Source organism: Shewanella sp. FDAARGOS_354, from assembly GCF_002209245.2.
In the GTDB taxonomy this organism is placed as follows: domain Bacteria; phylum Pseudomonadota; class Gammaproteobacteria; order Enterobacterales; family Shewanellaceae; genus Shewanella; species Shewanella xiamenensis.
On sequence record NZ_CP022089.2, the window covers coordinates 1,023,644 to 1,047,710 of the forward strand.

General features: G+C 43.7%; 27 protein-coding genes, 1 tRNA gene and 1 pseudogene. 14 read left to right on the forward strand and 15 right to left on the reverse strand.

The annotated features are described in order from the left end of the window. The first annotated feature begins 156 nt into the window (after positions 1-156). Entirely contained in the window at positions 157-687 is a 531-nt protein-coding gene (locus tag CEQ32_RS04695) for a hypothetical protein (protein WP_122040738.1), read from the forward strand. Positions 688-1,027: 340 nt separating this feature from the next. Here CEQ32_RS04695 and CEQ32_RS04700 read toward each other — a convergent pair. Together CEQ32_RS04700 and punC are read right to left on the reverse strand one after the other, a co-directional pair. Then, a tRNA-Ser gene (locus tag CEQ32_RS04700) sits at positions 1,028-1,118 on the reverse strand. 80 nt (positions 1,119-1,198) lie between these two features. Further along, positions 1,199-2,470: a purine nucleoside transporter PunC gene (gene punC / locus CEQ32_RS04705; RefSeq protein WP_037418960.1), complete on the reverse strand. Its 1,272-nt coding sequence runs from the start codon at positions 2,468-2,470 to the stop codon at positions 1,199-1,201. A gap of 115 nt (positions 2,471-2,585) precedes the next feature. On the opposite strand from punC, the gene punR reads away from it, so the two are divergent. From punR to CEQ32_RS04735, 6 genes are all read left to right on the forward strand, one after another. Beyond that, positions 2,586-3,488, forward strand: a complete 903-nt coding sequence (gene punR, locus CEQ32_RS04710) for a DNA-binding transcriptional activator PunR (RefSeq protein ID WP_037418958.1) — start codon at positions 2,586-2,588, stop codon at positions 3,486-3,488. Positions 3,489-3,747: 259 nt separating this feature from the next. After that, a complete protein-coding gene (locus tag CEQ32_RS04715) occupies positions 3,748-4,407 on the forward strand; it encodes a Bax inhibitor-1/YccA family protein (protein ID WP_037418955.1) in 660 nt (219 codons plus the stop codon). Positions 4,408-4,466: 59 nt separating this feature from the next. Continuing rightward, positions 4,467-4,856 carry a sulfurtransferase complex subunit TusD gene (gene tusD / locus CEQ32_RS04720; RefSeq protein ID WP_047540451.1) on the forward strand — a complete coding sequence of 130 codons (390 nt, stop codon included), beginning with the start codon at positions 4,467-4,469 and terminating at the stop codon, positions 4,854-4,856. Between the two features lie 14 nt (positions 4,857-4,870). Then, positions 4,871-5,227, forward strand: a complete 357-nt coding sequence (tusC, locus tag CEQ32_RS04725) for a sulfurtransferase complex subunit TusC (protein WP_011622737.1) — start codon at positions 4,871-4,873, stop codon at positions 5,225-5,227. Continuing rightward, positions 5,227-5,508 carry a sulfurtransferase complex subunit TusB gene (gene tusB / locus CEQ32_RS04730; RefSeq protein ID WP_088585591.1) on the forward strand — a complete coding sequence of 94 codons (282 nt, stop codon included), beginning with the start codon at positions 5,227-5,229 and terminating at the stop codon, positions 5,506-5,508. Before tusC ends, tusB begins: the two co-directional genes overlap by 1 nt. Further along, on the forward strand, positions 5,502-5,840 hold the full coding sequence (locus tag CEQ32_RS04735) for a TusE/DsrC/DsvC family sulfur relay protein (RefSeq protein WP_069454968.1): 339 nt from the start codon (positions 5,502-5,504) through the stop codon (positions 5,838-5,840). Before tusB ends, CEQ32_RS04735 begins: the two co-directional genes overlap by 7 nt. A gap of 43 nt (positions 5,841-5,883) precedes the next feature. Here CEQ32_RS04735 and CEQ32_RS04740 read toward each other — a convergent pair whose 3' ends face one another. The 3 genes from CEQ32_RS04740 to CEQ32_RS04750 all read right to left on the reverse strand — a co-directional run bounded on the left by CEQ32_RS04740 (position 5,884) and on the right by CEQ32_RS04750 (position 8,906). After that, positions 5,884-7,851, reverse strand: coding sequence for an ATP-dependent DNA helicase RecQ (locus tag CEQ32_RS04740; RefSeq protein WP_088585592.1), 1,968 nt, complete (start codon positions 7,849-7,851; stop codon positions 5,884-5,886). 75 nt (positions 7,852-7,926) lie between these two features. After that, positions 7,927-8,247, reverse strand: a complete 321-nt coding sequence (locus CEQ32_RS04745) for a hypothetical protein (protein ID WP_037418945.1) — start codon at positions 8,245-8,247, stop codon at positions 7,927-7,929. Between the two features lie 158 nt (positions 8,248-8,405). Continuing rightward, positions 8,406-8,906: a hypothetical protein gene (locus tag CEQ32_RS04750; protein WP_088585593.1), complete on the reverse strand. Its 501-nt coding sequence runs from the start codon at positions 8,904-8,906 to the stop codon at positions 8,406-8,408. 515 nt (positions 8,907-9,421) lie between these two features. Between CEQ32_RS04750 and CEQ32_RS04755 the strand changes: the two genes are divergently transcribed. Next, positions 9,422-9,838 carry a hypothetical protein gene (locus CEQ32_RS04755; protein WP_088585594.1) on the forward strand — a complete coding sequence of 139 codons (417 nt, stop codon included), beginning with the start codon at positions 9,422-9,424 and terminating at the stop codon, positions 9,836-9,838. Positions 9,839-9,847: 9 nt separating this feature from the next. Here the strand turns inward: CEQ32_RS04755 and CEQ32_RS04760 are convergent, their stop codons facing one another. Continuing rightward, positions 9,848-11,056, reverse strand: coding sequence for an IS4-like element IS10A family transposase (locus tag CEQ32_RS04760; RefSeq protein WP_001206290.1), 1,209 nt, complete (start codon positions 11,054-11,056; stop codon positions 9,848-9,850). Between the two features lie 107 nt (positions 11,057-11,163). Here CEQ32_RS04760 and CEQ32_RS04765 point away from each other — a divergent pair. Together CEQ32_RS04765 and CEQ32_RS04770 are read left to right on the forward strand one after the other, a co-directional pair. Continuing rightward, positions 11,164-11,940 (forward strand): annotated as a pseudogene (locus CEQ32_RS04765) (tyrosine-type recombinase/integrase); the annotation flags it as partial. Positions 11,941-12,116: 176 nt separating this feature from the next. After that, entirely contained in the window at positions 12,117-14,174 is a 2,058-nt protein-coding gene (locus CEQ32_RS04770) for a PhoX family protein (protein WP_088585595.1), read from the forward strand. A gap of 63 nt (positions 14,175-14,237) precedes the next feature. Here CEQ32_RS04770 and CEQ32_RS04775 read toward each other — a convergent pair whose 3' ends face one another. Then, the gene (locus CEQ32_RS04775; RefSeq protein ID WP_088585596.1) at positions 14,238-14,999 is read right to left on the reverse strand and encodes a tRNA-uridine aminocarboxypropyltransferase; all 762 of its coding nucleotides are present in this window, start codon (positions 14,997-14,999) and stop codon (positions 14,238-14,240) included. Here CEQ32_RS04775 and CEQ32_RS22930 point away from each other — a divergent pair. Continuing rightward, the gene (locus tag CEQ32_RS22930) at positions 14,973-15,113 is read left to right on the forward strand and encodes a hypothetical protein (RefSeq protein WP_192959178.1); all 141 of its coding nucleotides are present in this window, start codon (positions 14,973-14,975) and stop codon (positions 15,111-15,113) included. The two genes, CEQ32_RS04775 and CEQ32_RS22930, sit on opposite strands and share 27 nt — an antisense overlap. Positions 15,114-15,277: 164 nt before the next feature. Here the strand turns inward: CEQ32_RS22930 and CEQ32_RS04780 are convergent, their stop codons facing one another. The 6 genes from CEQ32_RS04780 to CEQ32_RS04805 form a co-directional block, all read right to left on the reverse strand. Next, positions 15,278-15,658, reverse strand: a complete 381-nt coding sequence (locus tag CEQ32_RS04780; protein WP_052183997.1) for a hypothetical protein — start codon at positions 15,656-15,658, stop codon at positions 15,278-15,280. A gap of 77 nt (positions 15,659-15,735) precedes the next feature. Beyond that, positions 15,736-16,044: a hypothetical protein gene (locus tag CEQ32_RS04785; protein ID WP_069454971.1), complete on the reverse strand. Its 309-nt coding sequence runs from the start codon at positions 16,042-16,044 to the stop codon at positions 15,736-15,738. A 97-nt stretch (positions 16,045-16,141) separates the two neighbouring features. Then, entirely contained in the window at positions 16,142-16,351 is a 210-nt protein-coding gene (locus CEQ32_RS04790) for a hypothetical protein (protein WP_047537043.1), read from the reverse strand. Positions 16,352-16,589: 238 nt separating this feature from the next. Further along, positions 16,590-16,820: a hypothetical protein gene (locus CEQ32_RS04795; RefSeq protein WP_047537040.1), complete on the reverse strand. Its 231-nt coding sequence runs from the start codon at positions 16,818-16,820 to the stop codon at positions 16,590-16,592. Between the two features lie 120 nt (positions 16,821-16,940). After that, positions 16,941-17,777 (reverse strand): hypothetical protein, encoded by an 837-nt coding sequence (locus tag CEQ32_RS04800; protein WP_088585597.1) that lies wholly within the window; start codon positions 17,775-17,777, stop codon positions 16,941-16,943. Positions 17,778-17,876: 99 nt separating this feature from the next. Further along, complete coding sequence (locus CEQ32_RS04805; protein ID WP_088585598.1) at positions 17,877-18,323, reverse strand: hypothetical protein; 447 nt, start codon at positions 18,321-18,323, stop codon at positions 17,877-17,879. A 739-nt stretch (positions 18,324-19,062) separates the two neighbouring features. Between CEQ32_RS04805 and ampC the strand changes: the two genes are divergently transcribed. Continuing rightward, positions 19,063-20,193 (forward strand): class C beta-lactamase, encoded by a 1,131-nt coding sequence (gene ampC, locus CEQ32_RS04810; RefSeq protein WP_226871909.1) that lies wholly within the window; start codon positions 19,063-19,065, stop codon positions 20,191-20,193. Between the two features lie 338 nt (positions 20,194-20,531). Then, the gene (gene emrD / locus CEQ32_RS04815) at positions 20,532-21,776 is read left to right on the forward strand and encodes a multidrug efflux MFS transporter EmrD (RefSeq protein WP_088585599.1); all 1,245 of its coding nucleotides are present in this window, start codon (positions 20,532-20,534) and stop codon (positions 21,774-21,776) included. A 62-nt stretch (positions 21,777-21,838) separates the two neighbouring features. On the opposite strand, the gene pssA is transcribed toward emrD, so the two are convergent. Continuing rightward, complete coding sequence (gene pssA, locus CEQ32_RS04820) at positions 21,839-23,152, reverse strand: CDP-diacylglycerol--serine O-phosphatidyltransferase (protein WP_037428083.1); 1,314 nt, start codon at positions 23,150-23,152, stop codon at positions 21,839-21,841. A gap of 11 nt (positions 23,153-23,163) precedes the next feature. Further along, a complete protein-coding gene (locus CEQ32_RS04825; protein ID WP_011072371.1) occupies positions 23,164-23,496 on the reverse strand; it encodes a DUF1904 domain-containing protein in 333 nt (110 codons plus the stop codon). A gap of 378 nt (positions 23,497-23,874) precedes the next feature. Between CEQ32_RS04825 and CEQ32_RS04830 the strand changes: the two genes are divergently transcribed. Then, positions 23,875-24,051 carry a hypothetical protein gene (locus CEQ32_RS04830; RefSeq protein ID WP_037418920.1) on the forward strand — a complete coding sequence of 59 codons (177 nt, stop codon included), beginning with the start codon at positions 23,875-23,877 and terminating at the stop codon, positions 24,049-24,051. Positions 24,052-24,067 lie beyond the last annotated feature (16 nt).

Genomic DNA, 24,067 nt, shown 5'->3' on the forward strand with positions numbered 1-24,067 from the left:
AAGAAGTCGAATAATGGCGCCAGGTTGCAGAGACACCTATCCGCAGAAGATGACATCACTCTGACTCATATCTCGATGTACGCATCACATGTATGACACAACAATTGATTAGGTTTGGCTTAGCGGAGATGCCAATAAAACTTAGGAGAATTGTTTGTGATACAACAAATTACCCCAGCACCACGCGCCTTAACCGAAGTCAAAATCCTCGCTAAAAAGCGTCTTAAAGCCTGCCACGCTGGTGATGCAATGGCGCTAGATAGATTCGCCACCTTGATGAATAAGCAAGGTTTTACGCAACAGGATATTCAGCTTAAGCATTGCCAAAGCCTATTGGCTCGTGAGCTCGGTTTTACTGATTTTAATCACTGTCAAAGAGTGTTATCGGGTCAAGCACAAATCGGTGAAGACTTAGGTTCCCTATTCCATAGCAGGCGCTGCGATACCTTGCTCAATCACTGGTTCAGCGGTTTTGATGAGGCGCAGGCTTTTTTAAAGCAATCACCGCAGATGGTGTTGTTGCCCTATAAAAAGCAGTTCTTGGTGGTCAACGGCGCCGACTATGTTAATGCTCTTGGACTCATATTGAGTGAACCCGCCTGCATCTACAGTACATGGGTGGGGAATGAAACGGTTCCTGCCTATGAAGCTTTTGCGCTAAGTCTTATCAGGCATAAGCTCACTTAGCCTAGCCTTACTTATCCTAAGCTGCTTTGCTATTTGAAAATCCTAGCTAATGGGAAATTAAATCTATTGCGAAAGAAAAAGGCCGCGTCAAATTCCATAAATAAAAAAATCCATCATTGTTGATGGATTTTCCGTGGGATCTCGCGGAGGAGCTGCGATTAGCATGAGGAATCCTAGGGTTCAACTCCCGAAATTCCAAAACAGAAAAGCTATCATTACTAATGGTTTATCTGTGGAATATTGCCAAGGAGCTGCGCTTAGAATTAGGAACCCTAGGGTTCAACTCCCGAAATTCCAAAAACAAAAAAGCCATCATTGCTGATGGCTTTTCCGTAGAATATGGCGGAGGAGCAGGGATTTGAACCCTGGGTGGGCTATAAACCCACGCCGGTTTTCAAGACCGGTGCATTAAACCACTCTGCCACCCCTCCGAACGATGCGCATAATATAAGTTAGTTTACTGACTGTAAAGCACTAACTGATAATTTTGCGCTAACTGCTCGTATTACATTCAATCTGCTTGATTTTGCTTCTTATCCACATTGATCCCAAGGCGAGCTGGATCCGGCGCAGTAAAGTGTTTGGCAAAATCGGCCCATGTTTGTTCGGTTTTTAACAGGTAACCCAAGATCACCACTAATGAACAGCTCAAAATGGCCCAACCTATGGCAACTTCTCCTGAGCTTGCCCAGAGCGCGACTAAGCTTGAGGCGCCAAAGGCGATAGTGATTTGCAAAAAGTTCTGTAATCCTGCCGCTTTAGCCGCATTTTGGGTAAATTGTTGCAAGGCGCTGTTCACGACGATGGGATAAATCGCCCCGTTCGCCGCTGCAAGTATCGAGAACGAAATCAGCAGTGGGAAAATAGTTTCCATCTTCATTAATAAGGTGAAAAATACAATTGAGATAACACAGAGTCCAAACATTGCCAGTAATACGTTGAGTGTACGGTCGGCACCAATACGTTTTATCAATAACTTACTCGCGTATCCGCCCACAATAAACATGATGGTTTGCGGAATAAAGCTAAGGCCAATCTCGGTTGCTTGATAGCCATGCTGCTCCATCACAATCGGCCATACCGTCAAGTAGGCAAAGAACGCACCTGAACACGCACCAAAAATCACTACGTTGCCTAAATAACGGGTATTTTTCAAAATCTGCTTGTAGGAAACTGCGCTTGGCTTAGCATCCTGATGCGCTGCATGGCTCGGCACGAAGTATAAGGTCATCAGCACCAATAAAAAGGCAATCACACACAATGAGATAAAGATTGCACGCCATCCAAAATCGTTCAGAATATAAGCGCCAAGGATTGGTGCTAATGCGGGTGACAATGCCACTAACGGCATAATATTGCTGAAGATCCCCTGAGCTTTTTCGGCATCATACTGTTCGACCACAATCGCTTGCCAAATAACGCCAGCACTACAGGCGCCAATGGCTTGGAAGAATCGAGCGATGTTCAACATCAGTATCGAGTCGCTATTGGCAATTGCAACACTGGACGCGGCAAAAATGCCAAGGCCGAGGATCAGGGCATAACGTTTGCCGAGTTTACTGACCAAAGGGCCATAAATCAGCTGCCCTAAGGCTAAACCAGCCAGAAAACAGGTGAGCGACATCGCCACTTGTGAAGGTGAAGAATTGAACGAACTTTCAATTGCTTTGAAAGCAGGTAAATACATGTCTGTGGCAATAAAGCCTAACATGCTTAACAAGGCTAAATAGAATAAGAATATAAAAAACTTCATATTTACAAAGATATTACTAGATGTTTTCATAAAATAATCATGTCAAAAGACTTAAGGCGTGCAGTCTAAATACTTGTTAATTTGATTGGAAACGTTTATTTTTGACAGATGCTATCAATTATTTTCATCACAATGGATGTCAGCTATGCTCTCGGAACAAGCGTTAGAACTCATTGATATCGTGGCCCGGGTGGGGAGTTTTACAGCGGCAGCCAATCGACTGCACAAGGTCCCTTCAGCGGTCAGTTATGCCGTTAAGCAAATCGAAGAAGAACTCGGTGTTGTGTTATTTGAGCGCCACCACCGCAGCGTGACCTTAACCCCTGCGGGAGAGCATTTTGTTAAGCAAGCCAGAAACTTGCTGACTCAAATGGATGAGATGAAACGTGGCACTCAACGTGTGGCAAATGGTTGGCAACCCACACTGTCTATCGCCTTAGATAACATAGTCCGCGCCGACAGAATTAGCGTATTAATTGCCGACTTTTACCGTCATTTCCATGATATTGAGCTTATCATCCGCATCGAGGTCTTTAACGGGGTGTGGGAGGCGCTTGCGACCGGTCGAAGTGATATCGCCATTGGTGCAACCACCGCCATTCCCGTAGGTGGCGTATACCAATATAAAGACATGGGCGATATTCAATGGGCGTTTTTGGTGAGTAAAAACCATCCCTTAGCCAATATTGACCGACCTTTAACCGACGATGAATTACGCCCCTTCCCCTCCATCTGTTTGGAAGATACTTCGCGGGAAATTCCTAAGCGCATGACCTGGTTATTGGAGAATCAGCGCAGACTCGTGGTGCCGGATTGGATCCGCGCGATTAACTGTTTTAGAGAGGGCCTCGGCATTGGCTATATGCCAGTTCATTTGGCCAGCGTCTTTATCAAAGCTGGCGCCTTGGTCGAAAAACAGCTTGAAAATCCTAAGCTGACCAGCCCCTGCTGTCTGGCTTGGAATGCCGACAAAATGTCGCCCGCCCTGGCTTGGGTGCTGGATTATTTAGGCGATACCGATAAATTACACCGTGAATGGCTGGCGTAATATTGCCGTATGATCACAGGATTAAGCTTGTTTTAAAGTCTTTGTGTTGCACTGTTGTAACGAAATACGGCTGAATCATCAGACAACACAGAAAAATCAGCCTTTACAACTTGTTATTTGTGGCGTGAATCCTTTAAGCCAAGCGCTGTTTTAGTTACTATGCAAACAGGATTACTGGATTTGCGAGATTAATGGGAACTCTCGTGCCCGTTAAAAATCAAAATGATCAGTTTGGATTCAAAAGCTAATGGAGAAAGATATGACTCAGCAAACCCTGTACTCAACGAGTGCATCCACCTTAGAAGTGAATAAACTTCTTAAAAACACTTATCTGTTACTGGCCATGACCCTCGCCTTTTCTGCATTGTGTGCAGGCTTAGCGATGGCGCTCAACATCAGCCCACTGATGTCACTCGGTTTATCTATCGGTGGTTTAGTGCTGTTGTTTGTTACCCTACGCAAAGCTGACTCGGCTGCGGGCATCTTCTGGGTATTTGCCTTCACTGGTATGGAAGGCGCCTCATTAGGTTACATGCTTAACCACTACGCTGGCATGACCAATGGCTCTGAGCTTATCATGCAAGCTTTAGGATTAACCTCGGTTATCTTTATTGCGCTCTCGGCCTATGCAGTCACTACTAAGAAAGATTTCTCTTTCCTACGTGGTTTCCTGTTCGCCGGATTGATTGTGGTGATCGCCGCTGCACTGATTAACATTTTCGTGGGTAACAGTGTGGCCTTTATGGCGATTAACGCGGGTCTTGCGCTGTTAATGACCGGCTTTATCCTGTTCGACACTAGCCGTATCGTGAATGGTGGCGAGACTAACTATATCCGCGCCACTATCTCCTTGTATCTGGACTTTTTAAACCTATTCATCGCCATTTTGCATTTGCTTGGCATTGGTAACGATGATTAATCCCCTTTTCGGGAAACTTACGCTAAAATGGCCCTACTTTTAGGGCCATTTTTTTTATGATGAGCAAATTTATTATCCAAGTAAACGGGCCAGCCTATGGCACGTCGGCAAGTGTGAATGCCCTACGTTTCACCCAAGCCTCCCTGCAAAGCGGACATGAGATTGTCTGCGTGTTTTTCTATCAGGATGGCGTGTATAACTCCACGGACTTTAACTTACCCGCATCCGATGAATATGATGTGGTTAAAGGCTGGAAACAACTGGCGGCCGAGCATCAAGTCTCGTTAGTGAACTGTGTCTCAGCGGCATTACGGCGCGGCATCGTCTCGCAGCAAGAGGCGCAGGAAAACGGGCTAAGCCACTGGAATGTGGAACGTTCTTTTATTATGGGTGGACTGGGTGAACTGGTCACGGGAATTGAATCAGCCGATCGTTTGATCTGCTTTTAAGCTTCGGAAATGTTATGAAAAAAATTTGTATATTGTTCCGAAGCGCGCCCCATGGCACTACTAAAGGCCGCGAAGCCTTAGACTTTGCCCTGTTAAGTGCCAGTTTTGAGCAAGAAGTGAGTTTAGTGTTTGTCGATGAAGGCGTGCTTCATCTGCTTAAAGACCAACAACCCGAACTTATCGGTGGTAAAGATTACCTCGCGGCGCTAAAAGCGCTCCCGCTGTACGACATCGAATCGGTGTTCGCCTGCAAACAGTCCTTAGGTGACTACGGCTTAAGCCATGGTTTGCTGTCGATTCCGGTGACTATCTTAAACGATGAAGCGATTTCAGCTCACTTAAAAGCTGTCGATGAGGTCTTAGTATTCTAATGATTTTACATCATATTCAAACCTCGCCCAGCCGAGACCATGCCCTCAAACTTTGCCTGCGTTATGCTTGCAAAGAGGATGCGATTTTACTCTCGAGTGATGGCGTAAATGCATTATTACTGCGCCAATGGGCCATGGCGCTATCACCCTTTAAGGTGATGGTGCTGAAAGACGATGTCATCGCCCGCGGCTTAACGGAACGTCTTAATAACATTAGTCAAATTGATTACAACGAGTTTGTCACTCAAGCTCTACAGCACGATAAGGTGATCACGTGGTAAATCCGCTTATATTTAACGGCGTCGAAATTGAACGCGACCATCAAGGCTATTTGAAGAATATCGCCGACTGGCAGCCCGATATGGCGCCGCTGCTCGCTCATGAAGAACAAATTGAACTGACCAGTGCTCACTGGGAAGTGGTCAATTTTGTTCGGGATTTTTATCTGGAATATAAAACCAGCCCTGCGATTAGGGTGTTAGTTAAAGCCATTGGCCAAACCTTAGGCCCAGATAAAGGCAATTCCAAATACCTCTATACGCTGTTTCCCGTTGGCCCGGCTAAACAGGCGACAAAAATCGCAGGATTGCCTAAACCAGCTAAATGCATCTGATGACGAAAGGCATATAGCATATATGCCTTCAATCATTAACCCCTTAAGTACCCGCTTTTTCTAGCTTTTGCTTGATATCGGCGTATCTACATTTTTCCAAACGTCCGAAACCTTGGAGTTTGCGAGCTTGCAAACGAGTCAAAATGGGTTGAGTCAGGCCTGCTAAAAACTGGCATTGGGTATCTAAGGACAAAGGTGCTAAGCCTTTGGCTTCTGCTGCGAGTTTTAACTCGTTTAAATCGGCACAAATTTGCGTATCATCAGGCCATATTAGCTCTTCAGAATAGGTCAATTTAGCCACTTGGCCACGACAAACACTGCAATGACCACAGGATTGGGGTGCTGCATTATCGTCAAAATAGCGAGCTAAATTGTAATTTAAGCAAGTCGTTAGCTCAAAAAATCGTACTAACTGTGCAATGCGAGCAATTTCTTTTACTTCTTTATCAGCAAAGTATTGATAGAGCTGCTCTGCTCGGTTTTCCTGTACTAAGCCTTGTTCATCGACTTGATAGACATCGGTGACTTGCTTTGTTTCTAATTCAATGAGTTGCTGACTCGCAAGATATTCTAACGCAGCCATTACTCGAGTTCGTTCAGCCCCCGTAGCCTGATACAGTGAAGAAAAATCCAAACTGCCCCAAATGCGCTTCATTTGGGTGTGGGCGAAAATATCAGTTAAAAATGCCTGCCGTTCGGGTGAAAACTGATGCAAAAATTGCTCTTGCGGCACAATAAAACGGTAACGAATATCGGCGTAATAGGCATAAAGTGGTTTGATGATGCCTTGCATTTCAAGCTGCACGAGTAACGTTTTCAGAGGGAGTTGTCTAATATTACTCACAGTTGACAGTTGATGAAGTTGCAGTTCCCAACGTCCATTGTGGGTTTCTTCGCGAATGTTATTAATTACAGCCTTAATACTTGCCAGTTCAGGCGTATCGCCATAAACAAAGTTTTCGACAGTGTTGATCCCATCCAAATTGGCTAAAGTGACGCAATGGGAAAGTTGTCCATCACGCCCTGCGCGGCCAATTTCTTGGCAGTAATTTTCAATAGATTTTGGTAAGTCATAGTGGATCACAAAACGAATATTGCTTTTATCAATCCCCATTCCAAAGGCGATGGTCGCAACAACGATGTTGATATTGCCCTGCATAAAGTCCTGCTGAATTTGCTGGCGTTTCTCATCCTCAAACCCAGCATGATAGGCGCTTGCTTCAAATCCCATACGGCAAAGTTCAGCGGCCACCTCCTCTGCTGTATGCTGCAAAGTCACATAGACAATTCCTGCACCGATAACATGTTGTAACTGCTGTTGTAGTGCCGCCAGCTTGTGTTGACTTGCTACAGGTAGTACTGTCAAGTCGAGGTTAGCACGATAAAAGCCTGTTTGAACAATGTGTTGTGGCTTAATATCAAAACGCGCCGCCATATCAAGCTTTACTTTACGTGTTGCAGTGGCCGTGAGTAACAGCACCAATGGAATCGCTAATTCACGGCGATAATCGGGGAGTTTTAAATAATCGGGGCGAAAATTATGTCCCCATTCTGAGATACAGTGTGCTTCATCAACAACTAGCATAGAGATCGGAATTGATTGAATAAATTGCCTAAATCGCTCATTTTTAAATCGCTCCACCGAAACCATTAGCAATTTTAACTCGCCTGAGCGAGCCTCACGCATCACCTGTTGAGTCATTTCTGGTGTTAAGGTCGAATCAATACTCGCCGCTTTAATGCCCTTCTGTTGTAAAAAACTTAATTGATCTTTAATCAAAGCCAACAATGGCGAAACCACTAAGGTTAAATGGGGAAGTTGTAGCGCGGTAAATTGATAGCAGAGCGATTTTCCTGAGCCAGTAGGAAAAATCGCCAGGCTCGACTGGCCAGCTAATAGCTGAGAGATAACCTCACCTTGACCCTGTCTAAATCCTGCAAAGCCAAATTGTTGCTGTAATAGTGGTATCAAGGTTGATACATCATCGGGTTGAGGTGCTGAATAAGACATTGAAAAATCCTTGTACCCTATCATATAGACAGGGTCTGCGACTGAAGAAATGCTGAGAACGATTAGACCTTGTCGCTATGACTTTCTGGCTAAATATAAATTGATAAATGCGGTGAGCTTATCGTTAAAGACCTCCTCAAATGTATCGAGATCTTGACCTAATGTATTGAAGTATTGGGAAACTTGAGAACGTGACAAATTTTTATGATCAACCGTGTATTCCATTTCTGGCATGGTTTTATCGTAACGAGGCACTAAGGTCCACGTCACTAAATCAACAGCAAAATGCTTCATGGCCTGCTGTGCTAAGGTACAAAAAGCTTCAATATGTTCGCGGCCATCTGGCCCGAGACAACCAGGTTCAACTCGGCAAAGTACTGATAGCTTTTTTGGCATATTATTTCCTTATGTCACACACTTCTGCTAGAAGCATTGTCCAACGTTGTGCGATTAACGCCAGCGTCATCGCTAACTTCAGTTTAGTTTACGTCACTAAACCAAAAAGTCACGTATTGAAGATGGTAAACATAGCCGTTGGTTGATATGAACATTATTTAAAAGGTTTCTTCTTCATTTGCGGCAGAAACAGTAGCGGCATATTCTGATAATAACGTATCAAGTGCTTGATCAAAACTATCTAAACGCTCAAGTTCCATATAACGCTTTAAGCGTAAGATAATATCCTTGCTAACTTCGATGTGGGACTTTTTCTGACGCTTTTTTATCTGGGAAAGTTCTTTGCGAACCATGCGCCATCCTAAATCACTAAAATATTGATTCAGCATTCGATTCACTTGCTGTAATTGAACATCTACAGTTTGATTTTTCTTACGTAATTGAACCAGTATATTTATGTTAGCGATTAACTCAGTATAACTTGCAGGTGAATGCATCAATAAGTTAAACCATCCTGCCTTTTCCCCAACCACATCAGGATGAACCATACGATAAATTAACGGTAAGGCAAATACTAATTCTGCTTTATCCAATAACCGTAATTTTCGCCCCGAGGTTGGTGCTTCTTGATGATATTCCCAAAAATAGGCTGTCGTCATTTATGCAAAACCTGTTGTTAACGGATAAGCTCATGATAACGACAAACACCATAAAATAAAAGAATGGTTACACCATTTTATCGACCGTTTTTGCTATAACCTTCTTCTCGCTTAAAAGCTGTACGGTTAAGGCTGAGGTTCATCTTGGTAATCATGGCTAATATTATGTTTTCACAAGACTAAATTTTAACCAGCTCAGCACCAATAATCATTCTGTCTTAAATTTAGTCAACATTAATCATCAATAAAATGGTGTAACCATATTTAAATATTTTAATTAATCCTTACTACTTTATGGCAAGCATTAAATATCAAATAGAGTGTTTTATCGCCAACACTAAGTTCAACACCATTTATGGAATAATATTTAAGCAATAATGTGAATCACAGTAAATGATGGTTGAATTTTCATATAAAAATAAATTTCACTCTATTTTGCCCTAGCCCTCTCTAAACTGTTTTATTTATAACCTATTTGTGCATTTTACCCTCATATAACTCAACTACCAGTGATAATGACGATTATCACTGGTAGTAATAGCAAAGATTTACGTATAATTGCGCCAGTTTTATCGGCAGTGAAAATCGCTCTAATGTCAAAAACGAATCGATTTTATCCAATAGATGTTAATCAGCAACCCGTAGGGGTAAATACTCATTTAACAAAAAAACTTACACAAGCTGATAATGCATTTTTTGAAGAAAGTGCACTTCCCCAATCTGTGCATAATGACTTTTATAATGCAGCAGCCGAAACTGAATTTGAAATATCCAGCAATACTCGCCGTGTATACCAAACGAGCTTCAGTCTATTTGCACAATATTGCTTAGAACACAGATTACAATCATTACCGACTGATCCCAGAAGCGTTATTTCTTTTATTGGTCATCAAAAAGAATTGCTAATGGCCGACACAGGGATGCAGCTCTGAAGGATCCCCTCATAAATCAGCCATAGCATAGCCATATTTGAGCAACTGATTGGCGAATAATACCCAGGCCGCCAGCAATTCTTTCTCCGTGATTTGATAATCAGGCCGCCTGAGCACCTCCAATCCCAAGCGAATCGTTGAGAGTACCGTTCGATGCCCAATGGTATTGGCCTGAAAATGCTTATCCCAGCCCTGTTGCTGTGCGTGTAAACCAACTAGCCACAACAGGCATTGAACCATCAACGCTATCAGTAGGATGATGTCGAATCGCTCTGGACTGTTGGTACGACTTTGGCGTAAGCCAAAGCCGTATGCCGGGCTTTTGAGGTCACGAAAGGTTTCCTCTATTTGCATACGTTTGGCGTACAGGTTTACCAGCTGCTTTGGGCTCCGAGATTCTGGTGGTAAATTGCTGGCTAACACCCAAGGCTCTTTCGCCGATGTTGAGTACGTTTTTGCCGATGGATGGTGGCAATTAGTCCTCGTTGAACGCTGATTTGTACGCCCCTTAGGTTTGCTACGATAAAGCGTGAGATGGCAATTGATAGGGTTAGTTTTGGTCAAGGTCTTACAACCCAGGCTCTTCGCTTGACCGTTGGCCAAGTCATGTGTACTGCGAACTGCACGCCAATTTTCAGCGCCAATATCTGCAAATTGAACTGTACCGCGAATACGGCTTAGCCAAAACCAACCATGCGCCTCAACCTCTTTGTACCAAGGCACTTTGAACCCCGCGTCAGTCACGATGAGAGGGGTAACATGCAAAGGTAAAATCTTGGCTAAGTCCGCTAAAAAACCGTTGTGGGAGGCCTTAGAGCATTGTTCTGATAGGGGATAGGACTTCTCATACAGGGTAATAGAGCGGCCATTGAAGGCTATTGAGGCGCGCAGAGCCATGATGCGTTTATGCTCTCGGATGTCTGACCAATCGACGAGCACAATCGGCATAGGGTTACCAGAACAGATGAGGCTGGCATGCCATTGGTAGACAGCTAACCGTTCTTGATGCAGATGCGTGTTGCCGAGCAAACGATCAATGCGCTTGATGTTGTGCTTGGTTCGGGCCGTGGTTGGTAAATTTCGACCTAACTCAGTCAAGGTCAGTGTCTTACATTCAATCAGTGCCTTAGAGGCCAGCATCAAGCTGTTTAATCGTTTTAGGTGAAGTTCTGGGCAGTATTGGTGTAAAGAATGTTGTAGGATATTGGCTTCGCGCATCTTGTTGTCCAAGTGTAGTTTTTAGCGAAACCATTTGATCATGCAACAAGATGCGCTTCCACTCTAATTTGATGATTTATTTGTAAATCATCAGGGGATTCTTCAGGATGCAGCTTTCTAAGCAAACCTTAACCACACGGTTAGCCGCGATTCGTTACTATCACATACAAGCGGGTTTTCCGTCACCCACTGAGCACCCGCTGGTGCTCCGAGTCATGCGCGGTTTGAGTCGTAATCACAATCGCCGAGTGCAAGATTATGATCAACAACCGATAATGTACGATGAAGTAGAGTTACTGCTCCAAGCGGTTGAGCAACAACCTCATCCTCTGCTGCGTTCAAGGGATAAGGCTATTATTCAACTCGGTTTACAAGGAGGATTTCGCCGTTCTGAGTTAGCGAATTTGAAGGTGCAATATTTAAGTTTTATGCGGGATAAATTAAAAGTACGCCTGCCATTTTCTAAAAGTAATCAGCAAGGATTAAGAGAATGGAAAAATTTACCTGATTCTGAACCTTTCGCCGCTTTTCATGCAGTAAAAGCATGGTTACATGAAAGTCAGATTAGTGATGGGCATTTATTTCGCTCTATCTCTCGTGATGGAAAAACCTTAAGACCTTATCAAGTGAAAGATAATAACAAGTCCAATACCACATTTAACCGAAATAGTGGATTCTTAAATGGAGACGATATTTATCGAATTATTAAACAATATTGCGTAAAAGCAGGATTACCCGCTCAATACTACGGCGCACATAGTTTACGCAGCGGATGCGTAACACAACTACATGAAAAAAATAAGGATACACTATATATCATGGCACGAACTGGTCATACGGATCCGCGTTCATTGCGCCATTATCTAAAACCGAAAGAAGATTAACCATTTTATTAGTCCATAATTCACAATACTGTATTTAAGATATTTTTAAGTTAAGTCTTGCAAATGTTTATGGTTAGTCATTGCAGTATTCCTGTAATATAAATGCCGTTTTGGTGTCATATAAGTACTTTAGGCTTAGTCACGAAATTAATTATCCGTACTAGCTGGAGTAAAATATGAGCAAGGCTACCTTTGATCCTACACGCTATAATAAAAGTAATAACGAACCTTTTAACCAAGTGTTGGATAAACATTTATCTCGTCGTAATTTTGTCAAAAGTGGATTAGGTCTTGGGGCAATGACCGCCTTTGCAGGTATGGGATTGACGGGATGTGGTTCTGGCAATTCCTCCTCCCCCACCCCAGTTGATCCCGTGCCACCATTACCACCTAGCAAAAGTAGCGCTAAGCTTAACTTTACCTCAGTCAAAGGCGCACGTTTAGATGCTGTAGTCGTACCTGAGGGGTATACCGCCCAAGTCCTTGCACCTTGGGGGACACCATTAAATTCTAAAGCTGCACCTTGGAAAGCGGATGGCAGTAATACCGCAGATGACCAAGCAAATGCTGTCGGTATGCACCATGACGGAATGCATTTTTTCCCACTGAATGACGCTGGTGATGATGGTTTATTGTGTATTAACCATGAATATATTGATGAAATAGCCCTACATCCCAATGGTCCAACGGTCGATGCAACAACGGGATTACGAACCATTGTCGATGAAGTTCGCAAGGAAATTAATGCCCATGGAGTGTCAGTGGTTAGAATCAAATTGACGAATAATCAATGGGAAGTAATTTATAACGATCGCCATAATCGCCGTTTTACCGGCGCGACAGTGATGGATATCGCCGGTCCTCTAGCTTATTCTTCACTGCTTGAAACCCGATACTCCCCCGATGGTAGCCAAGCTCGTGGTACTTTAAATAACTGTGGTAATGGTTATACCCCTTGGGGCACTTACCTCACATGTGAGGAAAATTGGCCTGAATATTTTGTTAACCGTGGCTCTCTCACTCCAGATCAAATTCGCATAGGGATCAGTAAAACCTCCAGTCGTTATGGCTGGGATGATCTTGCCGGCCAAGATGAAGAACGCCTTGATGAATTTAGCCGCTTTGATGTGACCCCAAAGGGAACGAGCGCGCAGGACGATTATCGCAATGAAGCCAATGGCCATGGTTATATCGTCGAAATAGATCCATACAATCCCACATCCCGCGCAATTAAGCGCACTGCCTTAGGGCGTTTCCGTCACGAAGGTTGTACTTTTGGTAAGTTGAGCGAAGGTAAACCCGTGGTATTTTATTCTGGTCATGATGCGCGTTTTGAGTACCTCTATAAATTCGTGTCGGCAGCACCTTGGGACCCACAAGATGCCAACAGCAGCAATCGCCTTGAAGTTGGCGATAAATATATGAATGAAGGCACATTATATGCGGCTAAGTTTAGTGAAAATGGCGTTGGTGTTTGGCTACCGTTGACCTTAGCTAGCCAAACGACTGATGGCAAAACCTTAGGTGACACCTTTGCAAGTCTGGCTGAGATTATTCTCAATACCGCTGGAGCAGCAGACTTACTGGGCGCGACACCGATGGATCGTCCAGAGTGGTGCGCAGTCGATCCTTTCACAGGTTCAGCCTATTTAACACTGACAAATAACTCGAAACGTACCGAAGCAAACCCCGCAAATCCAAGATTGAAAAATAACTTTGGACATATTATTCGTTGGGATGAAGCTGAGAAAGAGACTGAATTTACCTGGGATATTTTTGTCTTTGGCTCACCAAGTGATGGTAATGCCGAGACTAATTTATCTGGCTTAACAGATCTAAACCAGTTTGCCAGCCCAGATGGTCTTGCCTTTGATAAACGCGGGATCTTATGGGTACAAACCGATAATGGTGCTGAAGAAGTCGCCGAAGAAACGAACGATCAAATGCTGGCGATTGTCCCTTCGACGCTGCTTGATAGTGCCAATAAGCAAGCGAGTTTAACGAGCAATAACCAAATGGAGTTAAAACGCTTTTTTGTAGGTCCCAACGATTGTGAAGTCACAGGTTTTGCTATAAGCCCTGATTATACCTCGGTATTTGCCAACATCCAGCATCCGGGAAACTGGCCTTATTCAAACAACGCTGCTGAAGTCACGCCTACAGGTGTCGTGCTTCGCCCTCGCGCGGCCACTGTGGTGATCCGTAAACTCGATGGCAAAGAAGTCGCCGTTTAATTTATCGACTAAAGCATCAGATAAAGCACATCAATCCCCTCACTCGAGGGGATTTTCTGTAAATCACAACTCCAACGTCGCAGCGCGATAAGCCGCTTCAAAGGCATCGGTAAACTCGCTGATCGGTAGAATATCTTCACGGCAGCGACGGTTGCGCCCAAGTAATGATGACTCGACAAACAGATCGAACCATGCGGTTAATGCTTTACCATTTGCCGCTTCACCCATCGCAGCCAATGCCAGTGAAGCAACTTCTGCCGTCCCCAATTGAAAATCGTGACTGCCCTTACGTAGTGCGTAAGTCGCTAACGTATTAGGATCAAAAGACAAGATAGGTAAATCTTGCAGATAAGCGCTTTTACGAAACATTTTAATAGCTTCTCGCCAACTGCCATCGAGCATAATCAATAAAGGGCGTTTACCGTTCGCCAGCGTAGCCATGGGGACTTGGCTTAATACGGTTTGGCCTGGGTTAGCATATTGGGCGGGAAACACTAAAAACGGCTGATAATGCTCATTGCTTAACAGTGCTAGCATCTCAGCTGCTGGCTCGGTGCGCGACCACAGAAACGCATAGGTATCAGGGATCAGATCCGCAATTAAGCGGCCACTATTGGTTGGCTTGATGACCTCGTCGTTATACATGATCAGCAGAAAGCTAGCCTGAGTGGTTAACTGCCCGCGCAGCGAACAAGTACAAAATTGCGCACCTAATAAACACAAAGGACAACGGATGAGTTTTTTGCCGCGAGCGCCAAAAGGCTTAGTTGAAATGGATTTGCGATATTCATATAAGCGATGTACAGCGTGTGGGGCAAGAGCCATAGCAACCAATTCTCAATCAAACTCGTTTTAAAAGGCAGTACACAAGGTGTGCCATTATGCCGCGGAGGCGCAGTGTATCCTTTGGCCGATAAAGGTGCAATTGTGGAAGAGTAATAAAGTCTCATACTCAGGCAACTCGTTTTGGGACATTAAAGCGTGTCAGAACGTCGACTGTATCAGGTGAATTTCGGATAAAAATTTCTATGGGTTAACGCCCCGTGCATGCGCGCGAACTTGTGAGCGTCGCTGCAGCCGAAGGCTGCAAATGACGCGGCTTGTTATGTGTGAATTTCAAATCGAAGCTCCCCGCCAAATATTTTTATATTTCCAAAATCACCTGTAAGCTCAAATCCACCATCGACCACCTGCAATGTATCAATGTTGCCATAATCAATTGACCCATCTGAATCAGTTGATGACATTACGGCTGACTTGGGTTTTAAACCAATAACGGAAACTGTATTAACGAATTGAAGTATTGCTTTTCGGTAACACGTATATTCATTTAGCTTTGGCTCAGCATAATATTTGGACTCTGGCCAGATGCTGGCCTCCAGCTCAAAGTACAAGCTGTTATTCTCATAGCTCCAATCTAAAACGAAAGAATCATTGAGATCGATACCGTTGAATACTTCCATTTGATGCCAATCCATAGTCATTCACACATAACGCGCGCCTTAACGGCGAGCAACTTGTTGCGAGTCCAGCGGCCGCAGGCGCGGTGTGCTGGCGTTTGTTAGGCATTTTTGCCAATTTTTGTTTTAGTTAAAAAGACAGAAAATATAAATACGGTACTAAGCAAGGAATAAAATATAATCGGATCCCCCCATATGGATTGAGTTAAAAATCCATAACAATGATAGGAAACATAGGCAGCAGCCCAAAATGCTGTTTCCCGACCAAAAATAAAATCGACAATATAAAGAAGTCCGCCATCTTTAGGGTGAAAAAATTCTATAGTTCCCCGGAGAATCAATAGATATGCAGCGACAATTATTGGAATAAAAACCAATTGCCTAAGACGCGATCTAAAACTCTTCATCATATTTAAGTGCCTAACGCTTTGCTAATGGGCTGCCGCAGCGTAGGCAGTCCAGTGGAGGCCACGGCTTTTTGTGGTCGGAACGAAATTAAGCAACTTGTTAGGTATCATTCGGCTTGTCAAACCAATGACTAGGTATATTTTTACCCAAAATTAACAAGCTAACTCCTTGCTTGAAAGACCATTTTTTATAAAGGCAAATCAAATAAATTACAAAACACAAACTAAAAATAAAATCCAAGAACATGATAGATAAGAGTAAATAATCAAATGAGTCCAAACTTGCACCTGGAGTACCGGGAGCGTCCATGTCCACTCCTAAAAAATCGGCAACCCAATTACTAATGTAATACGTTGGTATGCTTGAAATCACTATAGCTAAGCAAGTAAACAGGGTTCCGTAAACATGATAACGAACCTTTAAATTTGAATAATTCTCGAAGCTCACGTCATATACCTAACGCTCGCAACACAGGCCGAAACCCGCGCAGCGGTTGAGGTCCAGGCCACGCAGTGGCCGCTTGTGACTGCGCTTGTTATATAACATGCTAATTTTTACCACCGACTAACATGCCGATAGCAACGAGTATTGCCCCTACTGCTAATGCGGGAAGCCTAAATTGCGTCCAATCAAATGAATTCTCAGCCGTAGACACGACCTTTAAGTAAGTATCATCAGACGATGATTGAAATGTCTCAACCGGTAAGAAGTCTACCGCGAAGGCCGCGATAGCATATAAAAGAACTAAACAGCCAATGATGATCAGGGCTTTACTCACTTGAATCTGCCTCTTGTTATATAACGCCCCAAGCAGGGGCAACTTTTAAGCTGGCAAAAATAGGAGCGAAGCGACGGGAGCCAGCTTAAAATTGTCCCATTGACTTGGCTTGTTAGCTGCTTAACGCTCGAATCCAATTCTAGACAGAATATTACCTTGTAAATTATACAAACCACTTGGTTTACCTATTCCGTTGTTTCCAATACTTGTTTCACTCTCAATGACACTATTAAGGTAGCGAAAAATTCTCTCTGAGGTTTTTTCTTCACCTTTACATTGTGCTAACTCTATAAGTGCACCGTCTTTAAATTTTTTTGCACCAATTACTGCTAGTTCGTTTTGATCAACTTTAGTGGTTTCAACCCTTGCTCCTAACTCTTGGTCAGGGACAATTTCATACTGATATAAAAAGTACTCTCTGGTTTGAGGGCATTGAACACCTAAAATAAACTCAGCCTGATAAGCTGTAAACAACCTACTCATAGAGCCATGTTCTCTAGCTTTATTTAATACCGCTTCAATAGAATGGCAGATTACTTGAGATACATACTCGGCGGTTAAAATTGTGTCTAAATGACTATCTAAAAACATAGATTCGTCATAATTAGTTTGTCTTAAGTGCTTATTAGCTTCACATGACATAACTATTTGATAGCTACCATTGTAATAAGTAGGAAATAATCCTGTTAAATGATTCCTCATTGAGTTGATCAAATGCTGAGCAACTAAAGAGCTTCCTGCAAACGCAACACTACAAGCGCCTTCATACCTATTGCCTAGATAACCATTAAACCACTCACCACAGAAATTTAACCCCTTAACTCGAATTGGAATCTCAATTACTTTTTTAAAGCCCTTCACTAGGACATGATTGTTCTGTGTGATATGAGAGTCTGCGGCAAAATAAATCCCCTCTTCAAATCCACCTGAACTATGACCAGCAAGTATAAGTGTCATTTTAAATCCCTTGGCAGCTAACGCCGCGCACACGGGCGACAAAAACGCGCCAGCGGGTTTGGCGTCCCAGCGGCCGCAGGCCGCGAGTGCTGCGCATTGTTAGGCATTTCTTGCACCTAAAACTGACCACTGCTGCCAAGAACCTAAAGCAAACAAGCCGCCAATAAACAAACAGATACCAGAACTAATTAACCAAAACGTTAAACTGTTTTCTGGGAACATTGGCATTAACCCAACGAAGGAAACGCCCCGAAGTAAAAATATACCAGTAATGAGGATTAGCGCTAGTTTTGTCAGAGGTAAACATTTAATTGCGCCCGCGCCCGACAGGCCATAAAGCGCCCAAACCAAAAGTACCATGACAATGACAGAGGTTACAATTGTCGGATACCAAAGCCCTTGCTCTGCCATCAGAGCCATCTGTTCGCCTGCACCAAAGAAACGATACCAATCGCCCCCGAATACAATACAGCCCAGATGAGCAAGTGCAGCAGCAAAACAACATATTGCCGCAGCCAGAAGATACTTGTTACTTGAAGTGTGCATCTTTCCTCCTTGAATGCCTAACATTTTATTAGTGCGCATGCGCGTTTACCTCATTAGACCAGTAAAAACGCGCATCATTAACTGTTTGTATTGCAAAGAACTTATCAGCTTTTTATCTAATACACCATCCGGAAAAACGCGCATGCGCGTTTTCCAAACCTATTAACTAAAACTAAGTCACTATAATTATTTGATTTTATAGTTTTTTATTTGCTACAGATGAAATTAATGCGCACTGATATTGTCTTAAAATCACACCAAAGTATCTAAATTTAAATATGACTGTATAGCCATACATTATTAGCCACTTCGCGGTAGGGCCAAACATAGGTAACTAGATGAGAATTTGTATGGTAACAAGAGTAGGTATTTTCGATTGAGATAACGAGCCGAAACACACTTTGGGGCATAAACATTGTAGAAAAGGCTGCGTACCGAAAAGAACGCTGCCATAGGCCAACTAATTGGTTGCGCTTTGCTAAACGATCGCCGGAGATCAAAACCGCTTAGGCTAAATTTGTAGCCAATCTGATTTAAATCGTGCTAAATCTTTCATTCATCAATCTATGTTGAATCAGTGCCATTTGCAGGCCCCAACAAAAATGCAAGGAATTATATGCCCACGTCTATCTTGCAAGCGGTAAAGCTCACCCGCTTCGCTTTGTTATCTACACCATTAAGTTTACACAACGTAGGCTCGATCATTTTTGGCGGAATATTGCTAGCAGTGACACCATTAATGGTAAATGCCGCGCCACAACGGGGCGTCAGCTTCCCTCCGAATGCCCAGGCTATAGAAGCCCTTATCGATTCTACTGTTAATCCTTTAATGAACGAATACGGGATCCCTGGGATTGCAATCGGGGTAAGTATCAATGGACAACAGTACTTCTTTTCTTATGGTGTCAGTTCAAAAAAGACAGGGGAAAAGGTGAATGACAATACCCTATTTGAGATTGGTTCTATCAGTAAAACCTTTACCGCGACCCTCGCAACATACGCTCAACTTGAGGGTAAACTGACGCTAACAGATAAGGTAAGCCAATATCTGCCTGAATTAACCGGTAGCCATTTTGACCAGATCAATCTCATTCATTTAGCCACCCATACAGCGGGAAATCTGCCCATGCAGGTCCCTGATAATATAACCAATAATGCTGAGTTAATAAGCTATTTAAAAGCCTGGCAACCAGCTTATGCCGCAGGTACTCACCGCAATTATGCCAATCCCAGCATTGGTCTTCTCGGTGTGATCGCGGCAAAGCAGCTTGGTCAAGGTTTTCCTGAGGCCGTAGAGCAAACTCTCTTTCGACAACTTGGCATGACAAACAGCTATTTTATGGTTCCAACCAATAAAATGACTGACTACGCCCAAGGCTACAATAAGCAAGATCAGCCAGTACGCCTCAATCCCGGTGTGTTAGCCGATGAGGCCTACGGAATAAAAACAACGGTTGTAGATCTGCTCCGTTTTGTTGAAACCAATATGCAGCAGCATGCGGTGCCTGCAAGGTTGCAACGTGCCATTGATGCCACCCATACGGGCTATTTTGATGTCGGCATGATGACTCAAGCGATGATTTGGGAGCAATATCCGTATCCGATTGCCCTTGATAAGCTCCTCACTGGACATACTCAAGATGTAGTGTTTGGCAGCATGCCAGTGAAAGCCATTACACCACCCCAAACGCCAGAGCAAAATGTCTGGATAAATAAGACTGGCTCAACGGGTGGTTTTGCTGCGTATGTGGCATATATTCCAGCTAAAAAGCTGGCATTGGTGTTATTGAGTAATAAAAATTATCCCGTGCCGCCACGGGTAACCGCGGGTTACCAGATATTAACAGGCTTAGAAACGCTGCAAAATTAATATCGTGTCATCATATTTCAGCCCAATACCGCGTTGCCAAAATGGAGAGGTTTTCTCTCCATTCAATTTCTCTGTTACGAATATCTCGTTATTGATCAAAACCCATGTTAACAAACGCGTTATATTGTTGACTTAAGAATCCACCCTTTATCAATTACAAAACCTGATTAACAAGATAAAAACCAAATGTAAGCTTAGTTTTACAGCCATAAAAGCATAGAAAAACTTATGGGTTGGATGAAAAAATATTCCTGAAAATCAAGATGATTAGCCATTGAACTACTCAATTTTGGGCGTAAGATGCGCGCCATTGTTCAACTGTGCTTTTTTACGGAATTATGATGTCAGGCGAAAAACCGTCTTCAATCTCATCAAAAGCGTCGGCTTCATCAGCAGGAAGTACCACTCGATTGCTCTTTATGCTGGTCTTTATGGTGGCCTGTGGACAAATGGCCCAAACGATTTTTGTGCCAGCACTCCCGCTGATTGCCCAAGGTTTAGCCGTCGATGCAAGCAAGCTACAAGCAGTCATGGCCTGTTATCTGCTCGCCTACGGTTTATGTCAATTTATCTATGGCCCATTATCTGACCGCTATGGACGAAAACTCCCACTGTTGGTTGGTATTGGGATTTTTATGATCGGCGCGTTAATTGCCACACAAGCCACAAGCTTTAATCAGTTAATTTGCGCGAGTCTGCTTCAAGGCCTAGGCACAGCCAGTGCCGGCGCGCTGTGCCGCAGCATTCCTAGGGATCATTACTTTGGCGATAACTTAGTTAAATTTAATAGCTATGTGTCCATGGCGGTGGTGTTTTTACCCTTGGTGGCGCCCTTCTTAGGGAGCCTTGCTTCAGCCTACTTAGGTTGGCAAGCCGTTTACTGGGTGTTATTTGGGTTTGGTGTCTTTGTTTGGCTACTGCTTTGTTTTGGTTTTAAAGAGTCTTTACCAAAAGACAAACGAGAACAACAACCAGTGTTAGCCTCCTATCGCCATGTGCTACGCCACCGCAGTTTTAGGGCATATCTATTTTCATTAATCGCCACCTTTGCGGGGATTGCCGCCTTTGAAGCCATTGCGGGCGTGCTCTATGGCCAATATTTGCAACTCTCATCTTTTATGGTGAGCTGCTATTTTGTGGCGCCTATTCCCGGTTATTTACTCGGTGCACTGGTAGCAGGAAGACAAAAACAAGCACAACGAACCGTATTTCAAGGTGTTGCCTTGCTCGGTGCTGGCGCATTGTTTATGTTGATCCCTGGGTTGTTTCAACTGGTTGTAGGCTGGAGTTTATTGATAGGCTCAATTTTATTTTTCAGCGGCGCAGGCATGTTATTTCCGACATTAACCTCGGCTGCGTTAGAACCTTTTCCGCGTCAAGCAGGGATTGCGGGGGCTTTGCTCGGTGGTTTACAAAACTTTGGCGCAGGGCTGGCGGCATTAACTATGTCGCTCGTACCTATGGGAGGCCAGTTAAGTATCGGTTTACTGAGCGCGCTGATGGTGCTTTTAGTGATTGTGGCCTTGCATTATGCCCGAGATCAAAACGATACCCATCAAACACTATTGCCGCAAAAAACCTGAGGTTCTCTATCAAAATAACAAAGCCCACTTATGTGGGCTTTAGTTTTTCTGATGCTTATCGATTACAGGATCCGTCTTAGTAAAAAATCTGCTTTTAATCTTCTAATACGATTCATAATCTTCTTCACCGGATCGGGATAGCTTTGCAAGGTATCCACTTGGCTATAGTGATATAACCTCTGTGTATGCTCAAGAATATGCGCTTGCTCGGCCTCAAATTGCGCCTTCCAGCTACCTGTTTCATCGTGGATCAAGAGCCCATTCTCTAAATCCAACGCCCATGCTCTAGGGTTTAGATTTGAGCCTGTGATCAAATGCTTACGCCCATCGGCACTGATACCTTTGAGGTGGTAACTGTTGATCCCATGCTTCCACAGGTGAATATTGAGCTGGCCATTATCAATCGCCCACTGCTGACGTTTGGCAAATTTACGCAGCGACTGTTCATATAAATACGGCAAGGCACCGATGGTGGAAAAATCTTGCTCAGGCGGAATATAAAAGTCATTCGCCGTTTTATCGCCGACGACGATATCAATCCGTTTGCCGTTGCGCAGATGTTTAGCTAAGGCGCGGACCAAAATATAAGGAGGGTTAAAGTAAGGTGTGCAGATAAAGAGTCTATCTTTTGACTCCTCAACCATCGCAATAACCGCTTTATTCAATAAATTATGTTTACGGCCTAAGCCCAGTAATGGTGTTACCCGATTACCTGTCCGAGTTGCGTTAAACTCGTACTGTGCCTGTGACAAGCGTAATTTAAAGCTGCGCACATCGGTTTTAGGCGGTAACACTTCCTGCTGCGCATCTTGAGTAAGCGATGTCACTGCTGGATCGGCAATGATATAACGTTGGATCATTGCCCGCATGCTGCGTGCCAGCTCTGCAGACTCAATCACATGGTAGCGGTCGAAGCGGTATTTATCGTTTTGCTGTAGATAGATATTATTAAGACTTGCGCCGCTATAAATCACGGCATCATCAATTACAAAGCCTTTAAGGTGTAATACACCCATAAATTCACGGGATTTGACTGGTACGCCCATAATCTCGATAGGATATTCAGCTTCAGCCATCACTTTGCGGTACATCAAATAATTACCGCTATCACCCTTATGGCCAATCAAGCCACGTCTAGCACGGTGAAAATCGACCAAAATTTTGATATCCAACGCAGGATTTTTAGCCTTCGCCGTCATCAAGGCCTGTAAAATCTCCCGCCCTGCTTCATCATCTTCTAAATAGAGTGCAGCGATGTAGATGCTGTTCTTGGCATTTTCGATGCGAGTAAGTAACTCTGCCTTAAATCGGCATGGCGTAAGCAACCACGTTAAAGCCTCGGGTTGAACGGCTATTCCACCAAGCTTATCTAGCAAGGCATCCTCCTTTAAACATGCTGACCACCCCGATAGGAAGCGCTTGGGGTCAGTGACAAAAACATCACAGCAATCTGTGTTAATTCTGGGTAGGCTTCTGTCACTGCCAGCCTGATTGTTTGTTCTACTTTAAGATGAATATCAGGGTCTACCGGAAACCAAAGCAATTCGATTTGGACAAAGCGCTGATCAATTCTACCATTACGGTAACTGATGCTGGGGATCCAATCTAATGTAAAACTCTCTGCTTTACCTTTACATATAGCCGCCAAAGACTGCAGTAATGTTTGGCTAAGCTCTGCAACGACTGCCTGGGGTAAGCCGCGCATACTAATATGAGGCATGGTTTTAGTGGTTACCTAAGATCCTAAAATCGTAAGGGGTAGAAATTACCGACTTCACTGCAACTCGGCAAGACTTTTCGATGAAAAGAGCGCGGCGTAACGCCTATTTTGCTGGTAATTTGAGCTGAAACAAGTCATTGGCAATAATAAGTGTAAAATTACGTCGGTTCAGCCTAAATATATACGAGCAGACATGCCGACTTCAATGACTAACCAAATACGCTTGCACTCTTTATCGGTTGCTCATTTTGCTTATCTACATAGGGTGCCCAAAATGGTAGTTTAATCACAAAATATGGGTTGCTCCTAATGCAAGCGTGCCCGTTTTACGTGTTTTAGCGTAAACTAAAACGTCACCAGTCAACACTGCAAAACTCTATGAATAAAAAAATCCTGTTAACCCTCGCACTGACTTTAGCTTTAGCGTGGGGCATTTTTCATTTTAAAGCGCAACTTGGATTACTCATTTTGCCACTTTTTATTGGCCTGGTTTTATTTGTTACCCTAAGGTTGTATCGTCTGATGGAAAAAGATGATGGCAGTCATGACCGCTAATTAAGAGAGTAAACAT

Coding starts and splice junctions, on each gene's coding strand:
- punC (WP_037418960.1), bottom strand. CDS start 2,470: ATGAAAACATCTAGTAATATCTTTGTAAATATGAAGTTTTTTATATTC.
- punR (WP_037418958.1), top strand. CDS start 2,586: ATGCTCTCGGAACAAGCGTTAGAACTCATTGATATCGTGGCCCGGGTG.
- CEQ32_RS04715 (WP_037418955.1), top strand. CDS start 3,748: ATGACTCAGCAAACCCTGTACTCAACGAGTGCATCCACCTTAGAAGTG.
- tusD (WP_047540451.1), top strand. CDS start 4,467: ATGAGCAAATTTATTATCCAAGTAAACGGGCCAGCCTATGGCACGTCG.
- tusC (WP_011622737.1), top strand. CDS start 4,871: ATGAAAAAAATTTGTATATTGTTCCGAAGCGCGCCCCATGGCACTACT.
- tusB (WP_088585591.1), top strand. CDS start 5,227: ATGATTTTACATCATATTCAAACCTCGCCCAGCCGAGACCATGCCCTC.
- CEQ32_RS04740 (WP_088585592.1), bottom strand. CDS start 7,851: ATGTCTTATTCAGCACCTCAACCCGATGATGTATCAACCTTGATACCA.
- CEQ32_RS04745 (WP_037418945.1), bottom strand. CDS start 8,247: ATGCCAAAAAAGCTATCAGTACTTTGCCGAGTTGAACCTGGTTGTCTC.
- CEQ32_RS04750 (WP_088585593.1), bottom strand. CDS start 8,906: ATGACGACAGCCTATTTTTGGGAATATCATCAAGAAGCACCAACCTCG.
- CEQ32_RS04755 (WP_088585594.1), top strand. CDS start 9,422: ATGACGATTATCACTGGTAGTAATAGCAAAGATTTACGTATAATTGCG.
- CEQ32_RS04760 (WP_001206290.1), bottom strand. CDS start 11,056: ATGCGCGAAGCCAATATCCTACAACATTCTTTACACCAATACTGCCCA.
- CEQ32_RS04770 (WP_088585595.1), top strand. CDS start 12,117: ATGAGCAAGGCTACCTTTGATCCTACACGCTATAATAAAAGTAATAAC.
- CEQ32_RS22930 (WP_192959178.1), top strand. CDS start 14,973: ATGTACAGCGTGTGGGGCAAGAGCCATAGCAACCAATTCTCAATCAAA.
- CEQ32_RS04775 (WP_088585596.1), bottom strand. CDS start 14,999: ATGGCTCTTGCCCCACACGCTGTACATCGCTTATATGAATATCGCAAA.
- CEQ32_RS04780 (WP_052183997.1), bottom strand. CDS start 15,658: ATGACTATGGATTGGCATCAAATGGAAGTATTCAACGGTATCGATCTC.
- CEQ32_RS04785 (WP_069454971.1), bottom strand. CDS start 16,044: ATGATGAAGAGTTTTAGATCGCGTCTTAGGCAATTGGTTTTTATTCCA.
- CEQ32_RS04790 (WP_047537043.1), bottom strand. CDS start 16,351: ATGGACGCTCCCGGTACTCCAGGTGCAAGTTTGGACTCATTTGATTAT.
- CEQ32_RS04800 (WP_088585597.1), bottom strand. CDS start 17,777: ATGACACTTATACTTGCTGGTCATAGTTCAGGTGGATTTGAAGAGGGG.
- CEQ32_RS04805 (WP_088585598.1), bottom strand. CDS start 18,323: ATGCACACTTCAAGTAACAAGTATCTTCTGGCTGCGGCAATATGTTGT.
- ampC (WP_226871909.1), top strand. CDS start 19,063: ATGGTAAATGCCGCGCCACAACGGGGCGTCAGCTTCCCTCCGAATGCC.
- emrD (WP_088585599.1), top strand. CDS start 20,532: ATGATGTCAGGCGAAAAACCGTCTTCAATCTCATCAAAAGCGTCGGCT.
- CEQ32_RS04825 (WP_011072371.1), bottom strand. CDS start 23,496: ATGCCTCATATTAGTATGCGCGGCTTACCCCAGGCAGTCGTTGCAGAG.
- CEQ32_RS04830 (WP_037418920.1), top strand. CDS start 23,875: ATGAATAAAAAAATCCTGTTAACCCTCGCACTGACTTTAGCTTTAGCG.